Raw genomic sequence first — 19,677 nt, 5'->3', positions numbered from 1 at the left:
CCCGAAGGAGCACCCGCCATGTCCACCCTCCCCCTCGCCCTGACCGACCAGGAAAAGCTCACCCTGCGCACCGCCGCCTACGGCGCCGTCTCCCTCATGGCCGCGGCCGACGCGACCGGCTCACCCCACAAGTCCGCCACCCAGGGCTCCATCGCCCTGGCCTCCGCGACCGGCCCCATCGGACACGTCCTCGCCGAGAAGTCCAAGATCGGCGACCTCGGCGGCAAGTCCACCGCCGAACTCGCCGACCGCGTACTGCCCGCCCTCACCGCCACCATGACCCTGCTCACCAAGCACGACCCCACCGAAGCCGGCAACTTCCGCACCACCGTCCTCATCGCCATCGACACCGCCGCCCGCACCCACAAAGGCGAACCCACCCCCACCATGACCGAGATGGCCCGCAAGATCACCCAAGCCCTCGACGCCGCATGACATCGACAGGCACGGCCCACCCCGACCCACCAGCCGCAGGCGATGGGCAGCGACCGTGCCGGCCGGCGGGACACCGCCGCCGGTACGGTCGCCCCCGGCGCCCCCGGCCGGGGGGCGCACCGGCCCGACGGTCCGTCAGGCCACCAGCTCCGGCTGCTCCGCGCCCTGGACGTCGTCACGTTCGGCCGCACGGCGCCGGTCCGCCCGGCGTGCGGCCGGGCCGATCGCGTACGCCGCCAGCGGCATCAGCGCGCCCAGCAGCAGCCAGCCCGGCGTGCCCCAGCCCAGCAGCAGGGTGGTCAGCACCAGCGGGCCCAGTGTGCGGGCCGCGGTCACGCCGGTCCCGAAGAAGCCCTGGTACTCCCCCATCCGGTCGGCGGGTGCCAGGTCGAAGGACAACTGCCAGGAACCCGCCGACTGCTGCATCTCCGCGACCACCTGCAGCACCGCGCCCGCCACCAGGATCGCCGCCGCCGAAGCGGGGGAACGCCCCGCGGACACGGCGAACACCGCACAGGAGGCGAACATCACCAGCCCCGACCCGCGCAGCACCCGCAGGGCGGTGTCGAGTCCTGTGACGGCCCGCGCCACCCGCACCTGGAACAGCATCACCGCGAGGGTGTTGAGCACGAACAGCCCTGAGGCCAGCCAGGCCGGCGCACCGGTGCGCTCGGTGATCCACAGCGGCAGCGCGAGGCTGAGCAGCGGCAGCCGCAGCAGCAGGACGGCGTTGAGCACGGCGACCAGGGCGTAAGGCCGGTCCCGCAGGACGCCCAGGTGCGGGCCCTTCGCCGCGCCCGCCGCCGGTTCGACCGCGGTGGCCGCCACCTGGGGCAGCCGCACCAGGAGCAGCGCGCAGGCCAGGAAGCACACCGCGTCAAGGGCGAGCACGCCCCGGTACGCGGCCGCCGTCCCGGCGCTCAGCGCGAGCCCGCCGAGTGCGGCGCCCACCGCGAGGCCGCCGTTCAGCGTCGACTGCAACCGTGCCAGCAGCCCCGTCCGCTCCCCCGCCGGCACCAGCCCGGCCAGCAGGGCCTGCCGGGCGGCCGCGAGACCCGACTGGGCGGAGGCGTAAAGGCAGGCCGTGAGGACGAACACCACGAAGCCCTGCACCAGGAGGAACGAGCCCACGGCCGCCGAAGTCGCCAGCGCGAGCAGCACCGAGGTACCGCGCGGCCCGCGCCGGTCGGCGAGCCGCCCGAGCGGCACCCCGACCAGCGACCCGACCGCCCAGGCCAGGGTCAGCCCGAGCCCCACCCGCACGGGCGCGAGTCCGGCCACCCGCGTGAAGTACAGTGCCGACGTCGTGTAATAGGCTCCGTCGCCGACCGAGTTGGCAAGCTGGGCGAGGGCGAGGAGTCGCCGCGGGCGGGTCGTCATGGCCTGACGGTACAGGCGCCGTGAGTTCGTGATCAGGCCCAATCGAGGGCCGTTTCCATGGCCCACTACCGGCCCCTGCGACCTCCTGCCCCACCTTGCGCCCGTGGCGCCGCGGCGGCTCCCATGACGGCCCGAGCCCACCCCCGTGGGGGAGGTGGGCTGCCGCGTGGGGGCGGCGCGGGTGGGAAGCGGGTTCAGCTCAGGCGGTCGTAGGCGTTTCCGGTCTGGGCGTCCGAGACCACGCGGGTGTCGAAGGGGCGGGTGCGGTCGCCGGTCCCGGAGTAGAGGTAGACGGTGTTCGTGCCGGGGTGGTAGGCGAAGAGGTCGGCGATGCCGTCGTGGTCGACGTCGCCGCCGGCGACGAGGTGGGAGTAGCCCTGCCAGCCGCCGCCGATCTTCGTGCGCTGCGTGAAGGTGCCGTCGCCCTTGCTGAGGTAGAGCCACAGCACGCCGTCCTTGTCGCGTGCGACGAGGTCGCCCGCGGGGGCACCGGCGAGGTTCCCGACTTCGGTGACCTCGTTGTAGATGTCCCAGCCGGTGCCGATGCTCCTGCGGTTCTCGAAGGGGCGGGACGGGTCGCCGGTGGCGGCGTAGAGCCAGAGGTTGCCGGCCGCGTCCACGGCGGTGAGGTCGGGGCGGCCGTCGCCGGTGAAGTCGCTGCCGCCGGTGAGGTGCGTGTAGCCCTGCCAGCCGCCGCCGATCCGTACGCGAGGGGTCAGGGTGCCGTCCTCCTGGCCCGAGTACAGCCACAGGACCCCGTCCTTGTCGCGGGCGACCAGTTCGGGGAGGAAGTCGGGGCTGTGGTCGCCCACGACATCGCCGACGGGCTCGATCTTGTCGTAGATCTGCCAGCCGCCGCCGATCCGCGCCCGCGGGAGCCCGTCCCCCGCGCTGTCCCGCCACAGCACGCCCGCCGCGTCACGGCCCAGCAGGTCGGCGAGGCCGTCGTTGTCGAAGTCGTGCAGGGCGGAGGTGGGGGTTCCGGCGTGCGCGAGGAGCTGTACGGCGGGCCGGCCGTCGGTGCCGATGGTGACGCGGAAGATGCCGTCGCCCTGGGTGGAGCTGCTGCCCTGGATGATCCGCGCCGAGCCGTCGGGGGTGGTCGAGGCCGTGTCCGCACCGGCGAGGAGCGTGACCCGCTCGCCGGTCGTGATGTGCACGGCCGTCGTCCCGTAGGTGACCCAGTCGCCGAGCAGGCCGATCGCCAGGTCCGCGCCGGCCGTGGAACCCGGCACCTGGACGGTCGTGTCGGCGCCGGTGGTGCGGTCGCGTACGACCACGCGGAGCGTGTGCGCGGCGGTGTCGTCCTCCACCCAGGCCACATGATTGCCGGAGACCACGGTGTCGCGCGCCTGCGCGGGGTAGGGGTAGCTGACGGTGGCGTCGGACAGGTCGACGAGGCCGATGAGGTGGCCGCCGTCCGCGGTGCCGACGCTGAGCAGGCCGTGGCCGGCGTCGCCCGGCACCACCTGCCCGTAGGGCGCCTTCTCCGGTATGCCCTGCAGCGCACGGGGTGCGGCGTCCGCGGTCTCCAGCCACAGCTTCGTCGCGCCGCGGAGGAAGAGGGCGTGACCGGCGACGCCTCCGTAGAGGCCGTCCCTGCCGTCGTCGACCTCCTGCGTGAAGAACCCGTCACCGGTGGACACGTCCGTCGCGTGGGCCCCGAAACCGTCGGGCGAGGTGACGATCAGGTCCCCGGCCAGCTGCGGGGCCCCTTCGTACCTGTAGTAGAGCATGTCGTGCGGCGCCCCTCCCCCGTAGGGGACATAGCGGAGCTTGCGCATGTCGGGGTCGTGGTGCTCGACGTCCGTCATGAAGCCCTGCGAGCCGACGGACGCCAGCGTGGCGCCGGGCACCATCGGGAGAAGACCGCTCGGCGCCACCGTCGCGGCGGCCCCCGCGGCCCCCGCCGGGGTGGCGATCAGCGCGGCTGATCCGAGCGTGACAGCGAGGACGGTCGCGATGGCAGCGCCGAGGCGGCGCCGGCCGGTGTGTAGGGAGAGCAAGGAAGGTCCTCCTGGGCTGACGGGACGGGACGCCGCCATGCGCCCCGCCCAGTCCGACCGCCGGACGGGTGAATTGGTTGCACGAGAAACCGTCCGGGCGGCTCAAGCGGCCCTGGACGCAACCCGGTTGAGCGACGGCGGGCGCGCGGAAGCGCCCCCTCCGATGCCCGCGGCCTGGCCGCTGCTCCCGCCGTCCCGCGGCCGGCTCAGCCGTGCAGGGCGGGCCGGTAGACGAGCTCCTGGATACGGCCGTCGAGCGTCCGGCTCTCGATCAGCTCCAGGTCGAAGTCGGCCGCGCCCCCGAAGATCGGCTCGAGCCCGCTCTGCCCCGTGATCACGGGGAAGAGCGTCACCTGGACGCGGTCGACCAGGCCGGCGGCCATCAGCGCCCGATTCATCGACAGGCTGCCGTGCGAGCGCAACGGCACCGCGGACTCCGCCTTGAGCCGGCCGACGACGTCGACGGCGTCCCCGGCCGCGATCTGCGCGTCCGGCCAGTCGAGCGGACCCTCGAGCGTGGTCGACACCACCGTTGCCGGCAGGCTCCTCATCCGGGTGACCCAGGGGTCACGTACATCGGACTCCGCGGTGCTCGCCGCCAGCATCTGCGCGAAGGCCCGATAGGTGTTGGCCCCGAGGACCATCCGCTGCTCCTCGTCGTACTGCGCGAGGCGGTGGTCGAGGAGTTCGGGTCCCTGCTTGCCCCAGTAACCGCTCCACCCGCCACTGGCGGCGCCGAAGCCGTCGAGGCTGGAGAAGACGTCGAAGGTGTAGGTGGCGGTCATGATGTGCTCCTCACGTCCGGATGATCGCTTCCTGTGGTGAGGACCGGCGCGCGCGCCGAAACTCATCGCTCGGCGCGGGCGTGGCGGCAGCGGCCGCACGGCATCGGGCGGGGACCGTCAGCGCGGCCGGTCCTCCGGCGGGGTCGCGGCGTACGGCCGGTGCGGCAGGTCGCGCTGGTACCAGGTGCCCGGCTCACCGCCGATGTGAGCGGGGTCGGCCGGGCCGACGGGGACGAATCCGGCCTTGGCCAGCACCTTCCGCGATGCTTCGTTCCTCTCGGCCGCGGCCGCCCGCAGGGTCCGCAGCCCGTATCTGACCGGAGCCAGCCGGCAGAGCTCCCTGACGGCGGCGGTCGCCACGCCGCGGCCGGCGGCGTGCTCGGCGACCCGGTAGCCGAGTACCGCGGTGCGGTCCAGCATGTCGACCAGGTTGAACCTGCCGATGACCGACCCGTCGTCGGCGAGGAGCACGTGGAAGGCGCACAGGCCGGTCTCCTGCTCGGCCAGCCGGTCGTGGAAGCGGTCGGCGAAACGGGCGAAGAAGTCGTCGCCGCGGTCTCCGACCGCGGCGGCGAAGTAGGCGCGGTTCGCCCGTTCGAAGGCCAGGACCGCAGGGGCGTGGTCGGCGTGCAACCGCTTCAGCTCGGGCATCGCCCGACTCTAGCCAGCCGGTTCGCCCGGGTCACCCCGATTGACGGTCTCCGGCCGGGGTCACCGCGGCCCGGTGCAGGCGCTTCGCCTCATCGCGCGTCCGCGGAACGGCGCGATTATCCTGGTTCGGGGGCCTTGTCGCCGATCAGCCACGCCTGCGTGTCGATGCCGCAGGGCGATTGGAGCCGCTGTCATGTCCCATCATCTCGATTCTCCCGCCGCTCGGGCCGACGCCCGGCTGAACATCTCCGATGTCTACGTCTTCCGCGGCGACCGCGGCACGGTTCTCGTGATGAACGTGTGCTCCGATTCCGCGGGCCCGGACGCGCCCAAGGGATTCCATCCGGAAGCCCGTTATGAATTCAAGATCGACAGTACGGGCGACGCCGTCGAGAACCTGGCCTACCGCTTCACCTTCGGAGCGGCTGACCAGGACGGGACGCAGGCGCTGGAGTTGCGCAGGCTGGTGGGCGAGCAGGCGGTCGACGAGACGGTGGACGGCACCGTGCTGCTCGCCGGCGAGACGGGGCGGACGCTGAGCACCGACGGGGGCCTGCGGGTGTGGGCCGGGCGGGCGGGCGATCCGTTCTGGATGAATCCGGCCGTGGTGGAGGCCGTCGGCCAGGCGTTCCAGCACGGCACCGACGTCGAGGTGCCCGAGCCGGACTCGTCCCCGGTGACGAGCCTGTTCGCGGGCCAGAAGGTGCGCTCGATCGTCCTGGAGGTGCCGGACTCCGGTCTGCTGCCCTTCACCGGCGGCAAGGAGATCAATGTCTGGGGGGTGACCTCGCTGGCCACCGACGCCGGCGGATGGCACCGCATCAACAGGTGCGGGCTGCCGATGGTCTCGCCGATCTTCGCGCAGTTCGACGACGCACTCGCGGAGAAGCTGAACCAGACCGAGCCCGCCGACGACGTCGACACTTTCGGCCAGGAGATCGCCGACCGGGTCGCGGCCGTCGTCGGTGCCCGCGGCACCACGTCCGACCCGCACGACTACGGCCGGCAGATCGCCGACCGCATCCTCCCGGACGTCCTGCCCTACTCCGTGGGGACTCCCGCGGTCTTCGGCTTTGCGAAGTTCAACGGCAGGGCACTGACCGACAACGCAGGCGAGGTGATGTTCTCCCTCGCCACGGACAGCGCGCTGAGCGTGGGTCTGGGCAAGGAGTCCGTGGACGCCCCCTCGACCCCGTTCTTCCCTTACCTGGCCCCGGCCGGCTGACGGCGGGCGCCGCCGGGAGGCGGGGTGCCTCTATGTCCTTCGTCAAGTCGGGGGTGGTCATGTGGTGGCTGCCTCGGGGTGGCGCGATTGGTAGAAGGTGCCGTCGCGGAGCATGGCGAAGATGACGCTGATGCGGTGGCGTGCGAGGCGGAGGAGGGCCTGGGTGTGGGTTTTGCCGCGGGCCCGGCATTTGTCGTAGTAGGTGCGCGAGGCGGGGTCGTGCAGGGCCGCGAACGCGGACAGGAACATGGCGCGTTTGAGTTGCCGGTTCCCGCTTCTGGGGGCGTGCTCGCCGTGGATCGAGGTCCCCGACGACCTGGTTGCCGGCGCCAGGCCGGCGTAGGAGGCCAGGTGGGCGGCACTCGGGAAGGAGGTGCCGTCGCCGATGGTCACCAGGAGGACTGCGGCGGTCCTGACGCCGACACCGGGCAGCGACGTCAGGACCTGGGAAAGAGGGTGGGCCTCCAGCAGTTCGCTGATCTGGGCTTCCAGGGCCCGGCGTTGCTCATGGATGGCCGCGAGGGAGCGGGCCAGGGACGGGACGACGATGTCGAGGGTGCCGGTGCCCGGGACGACGACGCTCTGTTCGTCGAGCGCGTCGAAGACTTCGTCGATGAGCCGCGTGGCCATGCGGGGGGCCTTGGGGCGGATGAGCTCGATGAGTTTGCGGCGGCCGGCTTTGCGCAGGGCGGCCGGGGATCCGTGGCGTTCCAGCAGCCAGGTGACGGCCTGGTGGTCCAGACGGGGGCCCAGGACGCGTTCCAGGCTGGGGTGGAACTGGGTGAGCAGGCCGCGTATCCGGTTGGAGGTGCGGGTGGACTCCGCCGCGAGGTCCTGGTCGAAGCCGACGAGGACGGTGAGCTCGGCGGTGATCTCGTCGGTCAGCTCGAGCGAGCGCAGGGTGTGGGGCATGGTGCGGGCGGCGTCCGCGATCACCGCGGCGTCCTTGGCATCGGTTTTCGCCTCGCCCGGGTAGAGGTCAGCGATCCGCCGCATGGCAAGGCCCGGCAGGTAGGCGACCTGGCATCCCGCGTCACGGGCCACCGCGAGGGGGAGGGCGCCGATCGAGGCGGGCTGGTCCACGACCACCAGGACGGTGCCGAACTTCGCGGCCAGTTTCTCGAAGACGGCCCGCAGTTTGGGCTCGCTGTTCGGCAGCTGCTTGTCGAGGACCTTCTTCCCGGCCGGGGTGAGCCCGTGGCCGTGGTGGGTGCTCTTGCCGACGTCCAGTCCGAGGAAGACACCCACGCCGCCTGTGTCGATCATCGTGCCCCCACATGCTCGTCGCGTGCTGGCCTGGGCATCGGGGCCGTTCTGGCGCATCCACGTTATGCAGACCTGCCGCCCGCAGATGGCCGGGCATTGCGCCCGGTCGGGCGGTGGCCGGACCTCTCATCAGCGTCTCCGACGGCACCCCTCGGGCCCGGTGACACCACCCCCCAGGTCATCCGTTCGACAGGGGGCAAAAGTCATGCCGGGCCCGGAGGCCAGCGGCCCTCTTGCAGGACCGCGAGAAACATAACGGGGCGGATCGGGCAGACTGGTCCGGTGATCGACACCGTTCCCGCGATTCGTTTCCGCTTCGGGCTGACCCCGCTGGATCAGGTCGAGCCGTGGGGCCGTGAGCAGCGCAGTCTGCACTGGTTCGGGCTGACCGACGGGTGGTACTGCGTCGACCTCGGCGGCCACGAGGTGCTGCGCTACTCCGAGCGGACCGTCAGGGAGCTCGGCAGTGACCGTGACGGCGGCCGGCCGCACCCGTATGTGGCCTACTACGTCGCCCGCCTGTGGGAGGACGTGGTCGCGCTCACCTCCGAGGCGCTGGAGCCGGTGCCGCAGGACCTGGTGGACATAGCGGCCGAGACGTCTCCCGACTGGACCTGGCTGGAGGTGCCGGAGGCCGAGCCCGCGCTGTCCTGGCACAGCGCGGGCTTCCTCTACACCGACTACCTGCGGGTCGCCCCGCACATCCGGTGCTGGCGCACCGTGGCCGGCGGGGACGACACGGTGACCCTCAGCTGGCAGCACCAGCCCGACCCGGAAGGGGTGATCTCCTTCGCAGGCCCGCAGGCCGGGCGGGTGGCGATGCCCACCGGTGAGTTCGTCGCGGCGGTGACCGAGCTCGACCGGGCGCTGCTGGCGGCGATGGACCGGCGTATCGGCGAGCTGGAGGCGGCCGGCCCGATGCCCGGCGTGGAAGTGGACATGGAGCGGCTGCGCCGCGAGCACCGGGACAGGGCGACCTGGCTGCAGCGCGCACGGGACCACGAGCGCAACACCGACTGGGGCGTCGTACGAGCCGGTGCGCGCATGATGCTGGCCCCCGCGCAGGATGCGGCGGCGGACGGCGGTCCCACACCCGGGTAGTGGCCGCGACCGGCCACAAAGTGGCAGGTCTCATCCGCGGAAGCCGGGGCAGACGGGCACATGCCGTCGGCCGGAAGGCATCCGGCCGTCGCCGATTTCCGGGAGGTCCGAATGACGGCTGTGGAGTTGCGTGTTCCGCGCGACAGCGGAGGGCGGGATGCCGGTGCGGAGGGCGGGGGCGCGGACCCGGGCACGCAGACCCAGCGGCTGAGGCGGCGTCTGGAGCGCCTCATCGGTGTCGCGGCGACCGAGGGCAACGCGCTGAGGCCGCTGCGCAACGGCGACGAGATCTTCCCTGCACTGCTGGCGGCGGTGCGCGGCGCCCGCCACACCGTCGACATGATGACCTTCGTGTACTGGCGGGGCCAGATCGCCAGGGACTTCGCCGGTGCGCTGGCCGAGCGGGCGGCGGACGGTGTCCGGGTGCGGCTTCTGCTCGACGGGTTCGGGGCCAAGCAGATCGAACCCGACCTGCTGGAGATGATGGACTCCGCCGGGGTGCACGTGGCGTGGTTCCGCAAACCGCTGTGGCTGTCACCCCTCAAGCAGAACCACCGCTGCCACCGCAAGGCGCTGGTCGTCGACGAGACCCTGGCCTTCACCGGCGGGGTCGGCATAGCCGAGGAGTGGTGCGGGGACGCGCGTGATCCCTCGGAGTGGCGCGACACCCACGTCGAGGTGCGCGGGCCCGCGGTGGACGGTATCGCCGCGGCTTTCGCGCAGAACTGGGCGGAGTGCCACAGCGACATGTACGACGACCACGACCGCTTCGTCGAGCACGAGCAGCCGGGCGGCGCGGTCGTGCAGGTGGTGCGCGGTTCTGCGAGCATCGGCTGGCAGGACCTGCAGACCCTGCTCCGGGTCGTCATCACCTCGGCGGAGCGCCGGTTCCGCCTCTCCACCGCCTACTTCGCGCCCGACCGCTACTTCGCGGACCTGTTGTGCGCCACCGCCCGGCGCGGTGTGCAGGTCCAGATCGTGCTGCCCGGCAAGCACACCGACCAGCGGGTCTGCCGGCTCGCGGGACAGCGCCTGTACTCCGAACTGCTCGACGCGGGTGTGGAGATCATGGAGTACCAGCCGACGATGCTGCACACCAAGATCGCCACGGTGGACGGGGTGGCCGCCCTGATCGGCTCGTCCAACTTCAACCGCCGCTCGATGGACCACGACGAAGAGGTCATGCTCGCGGTGCTCGACGAGGAGTTCACCGGGCTGCTCGACGCCGACTTCGAACGGGACATGCTGCGCTCCGAGGCCATCGACCCGGTCCGGTGGGATCGCCGCATGCTGCTCCAGCGGGCCCGCGAGGCCGCGGTGGTGCCGATCCGCCGCTTCCTGTGAGCCGTCGCGGGCCGCGGCCGGCAGCCGGAGGTGCCCGGGCGGCTCTGCGATGTCCCGTCGGCCTGTAAGGGCCTGCAGGGGGTAGCGGATCGGAGAGGCACCGAACGGCCGCGCCCATGCCGCCGTATGAAGCCGTCCGACAGGGGGAATCGATGCCAACCGCACTCTCGGGCCGAACCGTCCCGGGCTCCGGGGGGAGCCCGCGCAGACAGACCGGCAGCCCCTTGCGGGCCGGCCGCCTCCCGTCACCGACCACCGGCATGGGGACGGCCGCGGCCCGCATCACGGCGCTGACGATCTGCCAGGCGGCACTGCTGATCGGCTTCGGGCTGCTCATCACCGGCCCCGCCCGGCACCTGTGGCCCATCTCGGTGGAGGACCGCGTCAACAGGGGATTCGTGCGGGTGCGCACGGGAGCCCTCGACACCGCGACGTCGTGGGGGTCGGAGGCCGGCAACACCCTGACGATCATCGCGATCACTCTGGTCGCCTGCGCCCTCCTGGTCTTCGTGCCCGTGCTGCCGAGGTGGCGCGAGGCGGTCTTCCTCGCGGTGGGCGTGTCGTTGCAGGCGCTGGTGTTCCTGGCGATCACCTCCGCGGTGGACCGGCACCGGCCCGAGGTGCACCGCCTGGACGCGTCACCCCCGACGTCGAGCTACACCTCGGGCCACACCGGGGCGGCAACTGCCCTCTACGGCGGGCTCGCCGTGCTGGTGCTCACCAGGGCCCGGCGGATGAGCCGACCCTGGCGGATCGCGCTCGCGGTTTTCCTGCTGCTGATTCCGGTCGCGGTGGGCACCTGCCGGATGTACCGGGGCATGCACCACCCCACGGACGTGGCAGGCGGCATGCTCAACGGCGCGCTGTCGCTGCTCGTCGTGGGCGGTTCCGTCCTGTTCACCGACCCCGCACCGGCCCCGCTGCCGCACGACACGGCGGCCGCCGCGGCGGCCGGCGGCGGCCCGGGCGTCGAGCCGGTGTCCGGCCCCACCGTCGTGATCGTCAACCCTCTTTCCACCGGCAGCGGCGACCGCGAACGGCTCCGTCTCGTGCTGGAACGGCACGGCCGCACCGCACCCCGGTTCGTCGAGACGACAGCGGCCGACCCCGGCGGCGGCCAAGCCGCGCAGGCCGCGGCGGACGGCGCGGCGCTGGTCGTCGTCTGCGGCGGCGACGGCACGGTCCGCGCGGCCGCCGCGGCCCTGGCCGGCACCGGCGTGCCCCTGGCCATCGCCCCGCACGGCACGGGCAATCTGCTGGCCCGCAATCTCGGCCTGCCGCTCGATCCGGTCCGGGCGTTGGAGGCGGTGCTCGGCGGGACGGCCCGTCCGGTGGACCTCGGCAGGATCGAGGGCGACGACCTGCCGCCGACCCTCTTCTGCGCCATGTCGGGCGCCGGCCTTGACGCCGTGCTGATGGAGCGGACCTCGGATCGCGCGAAGTCGACCCTGGGCTGGCCGGCCTACGCCCTGGCCTCGGTACGCGCCCTGCGCACCCCCCGCACCGCGATGACGCTGCGGCTGGACGGCGCGGAGCCGTTGCGGCGCACCGCCCGCATGGTGGTGATCGCCAACGTGGGGCGGCTGCAGGGGGGTGCGTCACTCGCCCCTGCCGCCCGGCCCGACGACGGCCTGCTCCACGTGGTGCTGCTGGACCCGCGGGGGCTCGGGGGCTGGCTGGGCGCCGTGGGTTACGTCCTGCGCGGCTCCTCGGGGAACTCCGGCGCCCGCGGCGTGGAGACCCGCCCGTGCCGTCGCGTGGACATCGTCCTGCGCTCACGGCAGCAGCGGGAGATCGACGGTGATCCGGTGGCCGCGGGACGGCGGCTGTCCGCCCGGGTGGTGCCGGGCGCGGTGAGCGTCCTCCTGCCCGAACCCCACGAGAAGGAGGCATGAGTTGGGCACCGCGACGCGGGTCCCGCAGACCCGCGACATGTCCGAGGACGAGCTGTCGGCCGACGAGGCGCTTGCGGCGCTGCGCCGCTACGGCGGCTGGCCCCTGCTGCGGGACGCCTTCATACGGTTCCGGTACGCCGACGGCTTCAGCCACGCGCGGGCGCTTGCCCTGCAGATCGTGCTGGCGGTGATCCCGCTGGCCATCGCCTTCGTGGGGCTGTCGACCGCGGTGCACAGCGAGAGCGTGGGGCAGGTCGCCGAGCTGACGATCCGCCGGATGGCCGCCGGGCCCAGCGAGCACGTCGTCGACGACGCCCTCCAGCGCAGCCGGCGGCACGCGGGCGAGGGCGCGCAGTTCGCGCTCTGGTTCGGCCTGGTGTTCTCCTGGGTGAACCTCACCACGGGGATGTGCCAGATCGAGCGGGGAGCCAACCGGATCTACGGGATCGAACGCGACCGGCCCTTCCGGCAGAAGTACACCGGCGGCCTGGTGATGTCGCTGACGGCGGGCACCCCGCTGGGTCTGGCCACGGTGATGATGGTGGCCGGGGACAAGCTGGCGTCCTCCGTGGTGACCGTCTACCACCTGGGCGGCGGCACCGCCCTCGATGTGTGGAACGCAGCGCGCTGGCCGGTGGGGCTGCTGCTGGCGCTGGCGTCCGGCAGCGTCATCTTCCGGCGCGCCCCGCGCCGTCCGCAGCCCGGCTACACCTGGCTGGGCTTCGGGGCGGCGGTCTCCCTCGTCCTGTGGGGCGCGCTGACCGCGCTGCTGGCCCTCTACCTGCGGCTGAGCGGTTCCTTCGACACCGTCTACGGGCCGCTGAGCGCTTTCATGTCGCTGCTGCTCTGGTCCTATCTGACGTCGATGGCGCTGTTCTTCGGGATGTCGTTCGCGGCCCAGCTGGAAGCGGCCCGCGCACGGCGGCCAGGCCCAATCCGTTCCGACCCGGGAGCATGACATGGTGACGCACACCGCCTCCGGTCCCGGCGGCGACCGCACCCGCCGGGCCGACCGCTCGTTCAGCGCCCACCTGCTGGGTTCCGCAGTGGGCGCGGCGGCCGCGGCTCTGGTCTTCGGGCTCCTGCTCGTCCTGGTCGAGGCGCACTGGACGCCGCTCAGGGAGATCGACACCGGTGCGGCAGGACGGCTGCACCATGTCGCCGTCCACCACCACGGGTGGACGCGGGCGCTGGAATTCGTGTCGAACTGGGTCCTCAGCCCCACCACCCTGCGCACCGCGGTGGCGCTGCTCACCGCCTGGCTGCTCCACCGCCGGGCGTGGCGGCTGGCCGCCTGGGCCGCGGTGACCGCCGGGGCAGGGGCACTGACCGGCATGCTGGTCAAGGCGGTCGTCGAGCGGGCCCGCCCCACCCTGCCCGACCCGGTGGCTCACGCGCCGGGCTACTCCTTCCCCTCCGGGCACGCCATGACCGCGACCACATCCTTCGCGATCTTCCTGCTGGTCCTGCTTCCGCTGGTACCGCGTGCGGCACACCGGTGGTGCTGGCTCGTGGCCGCGCTCGCCGTGCTGGGCGTCGGCTTCACCCGGGTCGCGCTGGGCGTCCACTGGTGCAGCGACGTGATCGGCGGCTGGCTGCTGGGAGTGACCGTGGTGGGGGCGACGACCTGGGCGTTCCAGGTGTGGCGGATCGACGCCGGGCGCCGCCCCGCGCAGGTCGCGGACGGCCTGGAGCCGGAACTCGACCACCCCCACCCGGAACCGACGCACCCGCACGGGTCCTGAGGTCACGCCCGCCGCCCACCGGAATGGGAACTTTCCTTCAAGAGCCTTGTCCGTAGTGGGATTTTCCTTCACGCTGAGGCGTGCACGCCCCGCATTCCCCACCGGCATCAGGCGTCTCCGCACCGGCGGGCCGCGCTCCGGCCCCGCGACCGGCCGCGATCCACCTCATCCGGCGGCGGTCGCGGCCGGCTGCCCGCACGCGCACCCGTATCGGCCGACGGCCGCTCCCCCGGCCGCGGGCCGAACCGCCGCACAGCGCCGACACCTGCCCGCAGGCCCCCGAGCAACCCCCAGGAGACACACCATGGCCGGTCCAGGACCGTACCCCTCCCGCCGCAGCGTGCTCGCGGCCGGCACCGGAGTCGCCGCCGCGGGGCTGCCCGCCCGGCTCGGCGAGAACCACGGGTCACGCGCCGCCCGGAACACCCCGGCGGCGGCACCGGCGGCGCTGACGCCACAGCAGCAGGCCGGGCAGCGGGTCGTCTTCTCCTACTCGGGTACCACGGTGCCGCAGAGCCTGCTCACCCAGATCAGCTCCGGGCAGGCGGCGGGCGTCATCTTCTTCGGCGACAACATCAGCAGCCTCGCCCAGATCACCTCGGCCGTCCAGCAGATTCGTCAGGCGAACCGCAGCAGCCCCTCCCCCGCGCCGCTGCTCCTGATGACCGACCAGGAGGGCGGACAGATCAGGCGGTTGCCCGGCGCACCGGCACTGTCGGCGAAGCAGATCGGCGCCTCGGCCGACCCGGCCGGCGCCGCCGCGGACGCGGGCACCGGCGCGGGCAACCTGCTGCGCAGTGTGGGCATGAACATCAACCTGGCCCCGGTCCTCGACGTCTACCGCAGCGCCGGCGACTTCGAGGACCAGTACCAGCGCTCCTACAGCACCGACGCCGAGGTGGTCTCGGTCTGCGGCCGGGCTTTCATCGCCGCACAGCGGGCCACCGGGGTCGCCTCCGCCGCCAAGCACTTCCCCGGCCTGGGTTCCGCGTCGGCCGCGCAGAACACCGACCTGCGGTCCGTCACCCTGACGGCGACACTGGCCGAGCTGCGGAACATCGACGAGATCCCCTACGTCTCCGCACTCACCGCGGGAGCCGAACTGGTCATGGTCTCCTGGGCGGTCTACTCCCACCTGGACGCCGCGCATCCCGCGGGGTTGTCCCCGACCGTGGTGCAGAGCGAGCTGCGCGACCGCTTCACCTTCACCGGTGTGACGATCACCGACGCGATCGGGGCCGGCGCGCTGAGCTCGCTCGGCACCAGCAGCCAGAACGCGGTCGCCGCCGCCGCGGCCGGCATGGACCTCGTCCTCGACTCCTCGGGCGACGTCTCCCACGGCCAGTCGATCGTCACCGCCCTCGCCGGGGCGCTGCAGAACGGCACCCTCGACCAGACGGCCTCCCTCGCCGCCGTCGGCAGGATCAGCGCCCTGCGCGGCCGCCTCTTCTGACGGCCCGTCCCACCCCCTCCGGCCGGCCCGGACGGCGGAGCTCACGCTCTGCGGGCGAAGGTGATGATCTCCGGGCTTGTCGCCGTCAGCGGTGATCCGTCCCAGTCGCCGAACTGCTGGTCGACCAGCAGGCCGGCCCCGGTCAGGAACCCCGCCAGCGCGTCGGCGTCGAGGAAGCGCAGGGTGCTCTGGCTGAGCCGGGGCTCCTCCCACCGGGGACCGCTGTAGACGGAGGTGAACGACACCGTCCTGCCGTCGAAGGGACTGTCGACGCGGTGCGCCAGCTGCACCGTGGCGCCGTCGGTGTCCACGATGCTGAGTACGTTGTCCGGCCGCCATGTCTCCCAGGCGCGGTGGGCGGGGTTGCGGGTCTCGAAGGCGAAGAGGCCCCGGCCGGTGAGAAGACCGCGGATCGCGGACAGTGCCTCGATGATCTCGTCGTCGTCCACGAAGACCTGGAAGGCATGGCCCGTCATCACCACGAGGTCGAACTCCCCGTGCAGGTCCGCCGATCGGAGCTTCCCGAGGACCCAGGTGATGTCGTCGCGGGTGCGGGCCCGTGCAAGCATGCCCTCTGCGGGGTCGAGCCCGCACAGGCGCCCGGTGTGCCCCGACTCCCGTGCCATGCGCAGCAGTTTGCCCGTGCCGCATCCGACGTCCAGGACCGCGTCGGACTCCATGACCAGCGGGAGGTAGAAGCGGAAGTCGTCCCTGTCCTCCTCCAGCGTGAAGGCGTCGTAGAGCCGGGCGAGATCCGCGTCCGAGAACTGGCGGTCGACCATGGATACCCCTCTCACTGCTCCCGAACGGGCGTGGCGGCGCCGTCCGGCTGCGCTTTGCGGGCGAGCAGGTGGATCGACCGGAACTGCCGCCGGTCGGTGGGCTTGGGTTCGCTCACCAGCCGGGCCACCTCGGCCAGCCCCGCTTCTCGCAGCATCGCGGCGAGGTGGTCGGGCGACCAGCGATAGGCAGGCGCGACGGCGTGGTCGAAGACCGGCGTCGGCATAGTGGGGTCGTCACCGGCCCAGAGGGCGAGCAGCAGATGCCCGCCGGGCGCCAGGACCCGGTGGAATTCCGAGAGGATGGCGGGGACTTCCTGCGGTGGGGTGTGGATGATGGACCACCGCGACAGCGCACCGCCCAGCACCCCGTCGCCGAAGGCAAGCGCGGCCATCGATCCCACCTCGAACCGCAGGTCCGGATACGCCTGGCGAGCCAGCCCGATCATCGCGGGCGAGGCGTCGACGCCCGCGACATCGAGCCCCAGCCGAGCCAGGTACGCGGTGACGTGGCCGGGCCCGCAGCCCAGGTCCGCGACCCGGCCGCCCCCGCTCGTACGTGAGACCTCGGCGAAGGCGCCCAGGAAGGCGCGTTCGAGGGGCTCGTCGCGCAACGAGTCGGCGAAGCGGTCCGCGTACACGGTGGCGACGGCGTCGTACGCCTCGCGGGTGGACTTGAGGGAGTCGTCTTCGATCACGCCCACGACCGTAACTCCTGGCACCGACAGCGGTAGCGGCCTGTCCGCGCATCGCGCAGGGGTGAGAGGATACGCCGTCCCCACAGGGGGACACGATCCTGTGGGGGGATGTGCGAGATGGTGCAGGCGGAGCGGCAGAAGGCGCGAACCGGCGCGTATGAGGTGCGGGTGCGGCGGAGTTGGGTGTGGAACCTGTCGAGGATGGCGGTGTCGCTGGGCATCGCACTGTGGATCCTCGATCCCTTCGACGGGAATGTGACCACGTCCTCAGGGGTGATCGGCGGCAGTGTCCTGCTGCTGAACCTGACGTTCTGGACCTCGCAGTTCCGGCTGCGCGCCCTCGGCTGCCTGATGCGGATCGACGCGGCGGGCGTCACCGTCGCGGGGCAGCCGACAGTGCCGTGGAAGGACCTGGCGAAGGCCGAGGTACTCAAGCAGCGGTCGCTGGTGCTGGTCCCCAGGTCGCCCGAGGTCGAACTGCCGCTCGCACCCACCGGGTTCAGGCCGCTCGACGCGCAGCGCAAGCGCCGCAGGCTCACCGCGCGCTTCGGCTCCCCGCTGATCGTGTACGCGAGCGTGTACGGCGAGGACATGGACGACCTCGTCGCCGCCGTACGTCGCTACAGCGGGGGCCTGCCGGTCTTCGACTGACGGGAGGGCCCGTCAGGGGAGGAGCCGCCAGCCGCCGGTCGGTGTCAGGCCGGCGGCGCCCGTCACGGGGTGCCGGGCCGAGGTCACCGACAGGTGGGCGAGGTCGACCCCGCGACCCTCGTAGACCGGGTCGGTGGTGTAGCGCCAGCGCAGCAGGAACGCGGCCGCCGGCTGCGGGAGTTCGGCGTGCACGTGCCACCAGGAGCGCGCGGACTGCCCGGAGAGCGAGACGGGGGTGCCGGACGGTGCCCCCTGGCCGGTGGCGGTCAGCGGCAGCGCGTGCCAGGTGGCGCCGCCGTCCGTGGAGTCCTCCAGGCAGAGCAGGTCGGTGGACTCGGTGTTGACGAAGGTGGAGAAGTCGACGTCCACCGGTCCTGCCGCGGTGAGCGGGCCGGTGGCGAGGGTGCTGGTGGTTCCGCCGCCCTGGCCTGAATACCAGAGCTTGCCGCCGCCGGGCGCCGCCACCCGCAATGCCTGCGACATCGCCACGCCGATGGCCCGGCGCGGCGGGTTGGTCGAGGGGGTGGCACGGGTGGGGTGCACCCGGTTGCTCAGCAGGATGACGAAGGACCGCGACTGCGGGTCGATGACCAGCGAGGTGCCGGTGTAGCCGGTGTGCCCGAGCGTCTGCGGTCCTGACAGGCCGCCCATGTACCAGATCTGGTCGAGCTCGAAGCCCAGGCCGTGCGAGTCCCCGGGGAAGGCCTGGTTGAAGTTCTGCTCCATCGACCGGACGCTGTCCCCGTCCAGGATGCGATGGCCCCGGTAGACACCGCCGTTCAGGATCGTCTGGGCCAGTACGGCGAGGTCGTCGACGGTGGAGAAGACGCCCGCGTGGCCGGCCACGCCCCCCAGCGCCCAGGAGTTCTCGTCGTGCACCTGGCCGCGCACCATACCGCGCGCGGGGCTGGTCTGGTATTCGGTCGCCGCGATCCGGGGAAGTTTGTCGGGCGGCGGGTTGTAGCCGGTGTCGGTCAGGTGCAGCGGCGTCGTGATGCCGTCGCGCACCAGGGTGTCCAGCGGCTTGCCCGTCACCTTCTCCAGGACCAGCTGCATGCTGAGCATGTTGAGGTCGGAGTACAGGTACGTGCTTCCCGGCGGGTTGATCGGCTTGGCGTCGAGGATCGCCTGCCGGCGCGAGGGGATGTCGGAGTAGCCCTGCCACAGCGACGGGACCGGGTCGGCGTCGAACCCCGAGGTGTGGGTGAGGAGTTGCTCGACGGTGATGTCGCCCTTGCCGTTGGCGGCGAACTCGGGGATGTAGTGGGCCACGGGGGTTTCGAGGTCGATCCGCCCGGCTTCGAGCTGCTGCATGGCCACGATCGAGGTGAACAGCTTCGACAGCGACGCCAGGTCGTAGATCGTGTCGGTGCGGGCCGGGACCCACTGGTCTCGGGGCAGCTCCGTGGTGGTGTCCGCGTACTTCACCGCATAGCCGCCGGCGCCGCGTTCGACCACCACCCCGTCGTGCGCCATCAGCGTGGTGGCGCCGGGGAAGAGGTAGCCCGCGCCGGCGGACGGGTCCTCCCAGCCGGCCATCTGCTGCTCGAAGGCGTCGATGGGCGCCGCGTCGAGCCCCGCGTCCCGCGGGCTTCCCCGGTGCAGCACGGTGCCGGTGGGCGCGAACCCGCTGTGGGGCCGGTCGAACCGGCCGCCGTCCGCGTGGTGCGCCGCCGGGGCCGCGACAGCGCTGCCGGCCAGCGGCACGGTGAGCGCCGAGAGCAGCACAACAGCTGTCGCCAGGGCACGAATTCGCATGGGAACCTCGTCCGTCGGGGCCGCCGCGAGGGGTGGAGGGCGGCCGTGGGGGGTGGATTCCGAAAGCTGTTGACCGTGGGTTGATCGGAATCGGTAAGTTACTGACCCCCGCGTGTCCGGTCAACCACTCCCGCCCCCTGCGTATCGGCAGACCACAGTGGGAGGGAGCGGCTCACCGTGAGCCGCCCCTTCCCCCTTGCGGTGCCTGCGCCGGTGCCGCAGCCGCAGGCAGGCGCACCCCGCCCAGCAGGGTGCGCTGATCGCTGGCGCAACCTCAGGAGCACTCCCCCGGGCAGGGCTTCAGGAGACGTGCGCTCCGCGGCTGCGGGGATGACGTGCAGCAGGGCCGAGCCGTGGGCCGGCAGGGAGCCGGAGAAGGACCCGTCGGAGGTTCGGGCCGCCGGCCCGGGTTCGGCGGGGCTGCCGAGCACGGCACCTCGGGCATTCCGGGGACGGTGTCACGGGCCGCGGCTGCCGCTCGGCCGCTTGGTCGCGGGGTCGTTGC

Annotated in this window: 17 protein-coding genes; 9 read left to right on the top strand and 8 right to left on the bottom strand. The window is 72.5% G+C overall.

The window, feature by feature from the left end:
• Positions 1-18: 18 nt before the first annotated feature.
• The gene (locus tag ACGFMP_RS24580) at positions 19-435 is read left to right on the top strand and encodes a hypothetical protein (RefSeq protein WP_393675133.1); all 417 of its coding nucleotides are present in this window, start codon (positions 19-21) and stop codon (positions 433-435) included.
• A 135-nt stretch (positions 436-570) separates the two neighbouring features.
• On the opposite strand, the gene ACGFMP_RS24575 is transcribed toward ACGFMP_RS24580, so the two are convergent.
• From ACGFMP_RS24575 to ACGFMP_RS24560, 4 genes are all read right to left on the bottom strand, one after another.
• Positions 571-1,815, bottom strand: a complete 1,245-nt coding sequence (locus ACGFMP_RS24575) for an MFS transporter (protein ID WP_393675132.1) — start codon at positions 1,813-1,815, stop codon at positions 571-573.
• A 194-nt stretch (positions 1,816-2,009) separates the two neighbouring features.
• The gene (locus ACGFMP_RS24570) at positions 2,010-3,821 is read right to left on the bottom strand and encodes an FG-GAP repeat domain-containing protein (protein WP_393675131.1); all 1,812 of its coding nucleotides are present in this window, start codon (positions 3,819-3,821) and stop codon (positions 2,010-2,012) included.
• Positions 3,822-4,027: 206 nt separating this feature from the next.
• Positions 4,028-4,606, bottom strand: a complete 579-nt coding sequence (locus ACGFMP_RS24565) for a dihydrofolate reductase family protein (RefSeq protein ID WP_393675130.1) — start codon at positions 4,604-4,606, stop codon at positions 4,028-4,030.
• 117 nt (positions 4,607-4,723) lie between these two features.
• Positions 4,724-5,257: a GNAT family N-acetyltransferase gene (locus tag ACGFMP_RS24560; protein WP_393675129.1), complete on the bottom strand. Its 534-nt coding sequence runs from the start codon at positions 5,255-5,257 to the stop codon at positions 4,724-4,726.
• A gap of 193 nt (positions 5,258-5,450) precedes the next feature.
• On the opposite strand from ACGFMP_RS24560, the gene ACGFMP_RS24555 reads away from it, so the two are divergent.
• Entirely contained in the window at positions 5,451-6,482 is a 1,032-nt protein-coding gene (locus ACGFMP_RS24555) for a DUF4331 family protein (protein ID WP_393675128.1), read from the top strand.
• 57 nt (positions 6,483-6,539) lie between these two features.
• Here the strand turns inward: ACGFMP_RS24555 and ACGFMP_RS24550 are convergent, their stop codons facing one another.
• Positions 6,540-7,748 carry an IS110 family transposase gene (locus ACGFMP_RS24550; protein ID WP_393675127.1) on the bottom strand — a complete coding sequence of 403 codons (1,209 nt, stop codon included), beginning with the start codon at positions 7,746-7,748 and terminating at the stop codon, positions 6,540-6,542.
• 282 nt (positions 7,749-8,030) lie between these two features.
• Between ACGFMP_RS24550 and ACGFMP_RS24545 the strand changes: the two genes are divergently transcribed.
• The 6 genes from ACGFMP_RS24545 (at position 8,031) to ACGFMP_RS24520 (ending at position 15,286) form a co-directional block, all read left to right on the top strand.
• Positions 8,031-8,849 carry a DUF5984 family protein gene (locus ACGFMP_RS24545; RefSeq protein ID WP_393675126.1) on the top strand — a complete coding sequence of 273 codons (819 nt, stop codon included), beginning with the start codon at positions 8,031-8,033 and terminating at the stop codon, positions 8,847-8,849.
• Between the two features lie 111 nt (positions 8,850-8,960).
• Positions 8,961-10,193 (top strand): phosphatidylserine/phosphatidylglycerophosphate/cardiolipin synthase family protein, encoded by a 1,233-nt coding sequence (locus ACGFMP_RS24540; protein WP_393675125.1) that lies wholly within the window; start codon positions 8,961-8,963, stop codon positions 10,191-10,193.
• Between the two features lie 152 nt (positions 10,194-10,345).
• A complete protein-coding gene (locus ACGFMP_RS24535) occupies positions 10,346-12,088 on the top strand; it encodes a diacylglycerol kinase family protein (RefSeq protein ID WP_393675124.1) in 1,743 nt (580 codons plus the stop codon).
• 1 nt (position 12,089) lies between these two features.
• Entirely contained in the window at positions 12,090-13,046 is a 957-nt protein-coding gene (locus ACGFMP_RS24530) for a YihY/virulence factor BrkB family protein (RefSeq protein ID WP_393675123.1), read from the top strand.
• A gap of 1 nt (position 13,047) precedes the next feature.
• A complete protein-coding gene (locus ACGFMP_RS24525; protein ID WP_393675122.1) occupies positions 13,048-13,833 on the top strand; it encodes a phosphatase PAP2 family protein in 786 nt (261 codons plus the stop codon).
• Between the two features lie 304 nt (positions 13,834-14,137).
• A complete protein-coding gene (locus ACGFMP_RS24520) occupies positions 14,138-15,286 on the top strand; it encodes a glycoside hydrolase family 3 N-terminal domain-containing protein (RefSeq protein ID WP_393675121.1) in 1,149 nt (382 codons plus the stop codon).
• Between the two features lie 41 nt (positions 15,287-15,327).
• Here the strand turns inward: ACGFMP_RS24520 and ACGFMP_RS24515 are convergent, their stop codons facing one another.
• Both ACGFMP_RS24515 and ACGFMP_RS24510 read right to left on the bottom strand, forming a co-directional pair.
• Positions 15,328-16,068: a class I SAM-dependent methyltransferase gene (locus ACGFMP_RS24515; RefSeq protein WP_393675120.1), complete on the bottom strand. Its 741-nt coding sequence runs from the start codon at positions 16,066-16,068 to the stop codon at positions 15,328-15,330.
• An 11-nt stretch (positions 16,069-16,079) separates the two neighbouring features.
• Positions 16,080-16,763 (bottom strand): class I SAM-dependent methyltransferase, encoded by a 684-nt coding sequence (locus ACGFMP_RS24510; RefSeq protein WP_393675119.1) that lies wholly within the window; start codon positions 16,761-16,763, stop codon positions 16,080-16,082.
• 108 nt (positions 16,764-16,871) lie between these two features.
• On the opposite strand from ACGFMP_RS24510, the gene ACGFMP_RS24505 reads away from it, so the two are divergent.
• Positions 16,872-17,414 carry a hypothetical protein gene (locus tag ACGFMP_RS24505; RefSeq protein WP_393675118.1) on the top strand — a complete coding sequence of 181 codons (543 nt, stop codon included), beginning with the start codon at positions 16,872-16,874 and terminating at the stop codon, positions 17,412-17,414.
• A 12-nt stretch (positions 17,415-17,426) separates the two neighbouring features.
• Here the strand turns inward: ACGFMP_RS24505 and ACGFMP_RS24500 are convergent, their stop codons facing one another.
• A complete protein-coding gene (locus tag ACGFMP_RS24500; protein ID WP_393675117.1) occupies positions 17,427-19,172 on the bottom strand; it encodes a serine hydrolase in 1,746 nt (581 codons plus the stop codon).
• Positions 19,173-19,677 lie beyond the last annotated feature (505 nt).

It is taken from the genome of Streptomyces sp. NPDC049040, from assembly GCF_043197715.1.
GTDB lineage: Bacteria > Actinomycetota > Actinomycetes > Streptomycetales > Streptomycetaceae > Actinacidiphila.
The sequence above is the reverse complement of the archived record's forward strand: the minus strand, read 5'-3'. Positions and strand labels throughout refer to the sequence as shown.

Coding starts and splice junctions, on each gene's coding strand:
- ACGFMP_RS24505 (WP_393675118.1), top strand. CDS start 16,872: ATGTGCGAGATGGTGCAGGCGGAGCGGCAGAAGGCGCGAACCGGCGCG.
- ACGFMP_RS24540 (WP_393675125.1), top strand. CDS start 8,961: ATGACGGCTGTGGAGTTGCGTGTTCCGCGCGACAGCGGAGGGCGGGAT.
- ACGFMP_RS24550 (WP_393675127.1), bottom strand. CDS start 7,748: ATGATCGACACAGGCGGCGTGGGTGTCTTCCTCGGACTGGACGTCGGC.
- ACGFMP_RS24535 (WP_393675124.1), top strand. CDS start 10,346: ATGCCAACCGCACTCTCGGGCCGAACCGTCCCGGGCTCCGGGGGGAGC.
- ACGFMP_RS24565 (WP_393675130.1), bottom strand. CDS start 4,606: ATGACCGCCACCTACACCTTCGACGTCTTCTCCAGCCTCGACGGCTTC.
- ACGFMP_RS24515 (WP_393675120.1), bottom strand. CDS start 16,068: ATGGTCGACCGCCAGTTCTCGGACGCGGATCTCGCCCGGCTCTACGAC.
- ACGFMP_RS24560 (WP_393675129.1), bottom strand. CDS start 5,257: ATGCCCGAGCTGAAGCGGTTGCACGCCGACCACGCCCCTGCGGTCCTG.
- ACGFMP_RS24500 (WP_393675117.1), bottom strand. CDS start 19,172: ATGCGAATTCGTGCCCTGGCGACAGCTGTTGTGCTGCTCTCGGCGCTC.
- ACGFMP_RS24575 (WP_393675132.1), bottom strand. CDS start 1,815: ATGACGACCCGCCCGCGGCGACTCCTCGCCCTCGCCCAGCTTGCCAAC.
- ACGFMP_RS24525 (WP_393675122.1), top strand. CDS start 13,048: ATGGTGACGCACACCGCCTCCGGTCCCGGCGGCGACCGCACCCGCCGG.
- ACGFMP_RS24555 (WP_393675128.1), top strand. CDS start 5,451: ATGTCCCATCATCTCGATTCTCCCGCCGCTCGGGCCGACGCCCGGCTG.
- ACGFMP_RS24580 (WP_393675133.1), top strand. CDS start 19: ATGTCCACCCTCCCCCTCGCCCTGACCGACCAGGAAAAGCTCACCCTG.
- ACGFMP_RS24520 (WP_393675121.1), top strand. CDS start 14,138: ATGGCCGGTCCAGGACCGTACCCCTCCCGCCGCAGCGTGCTCGCGGCC.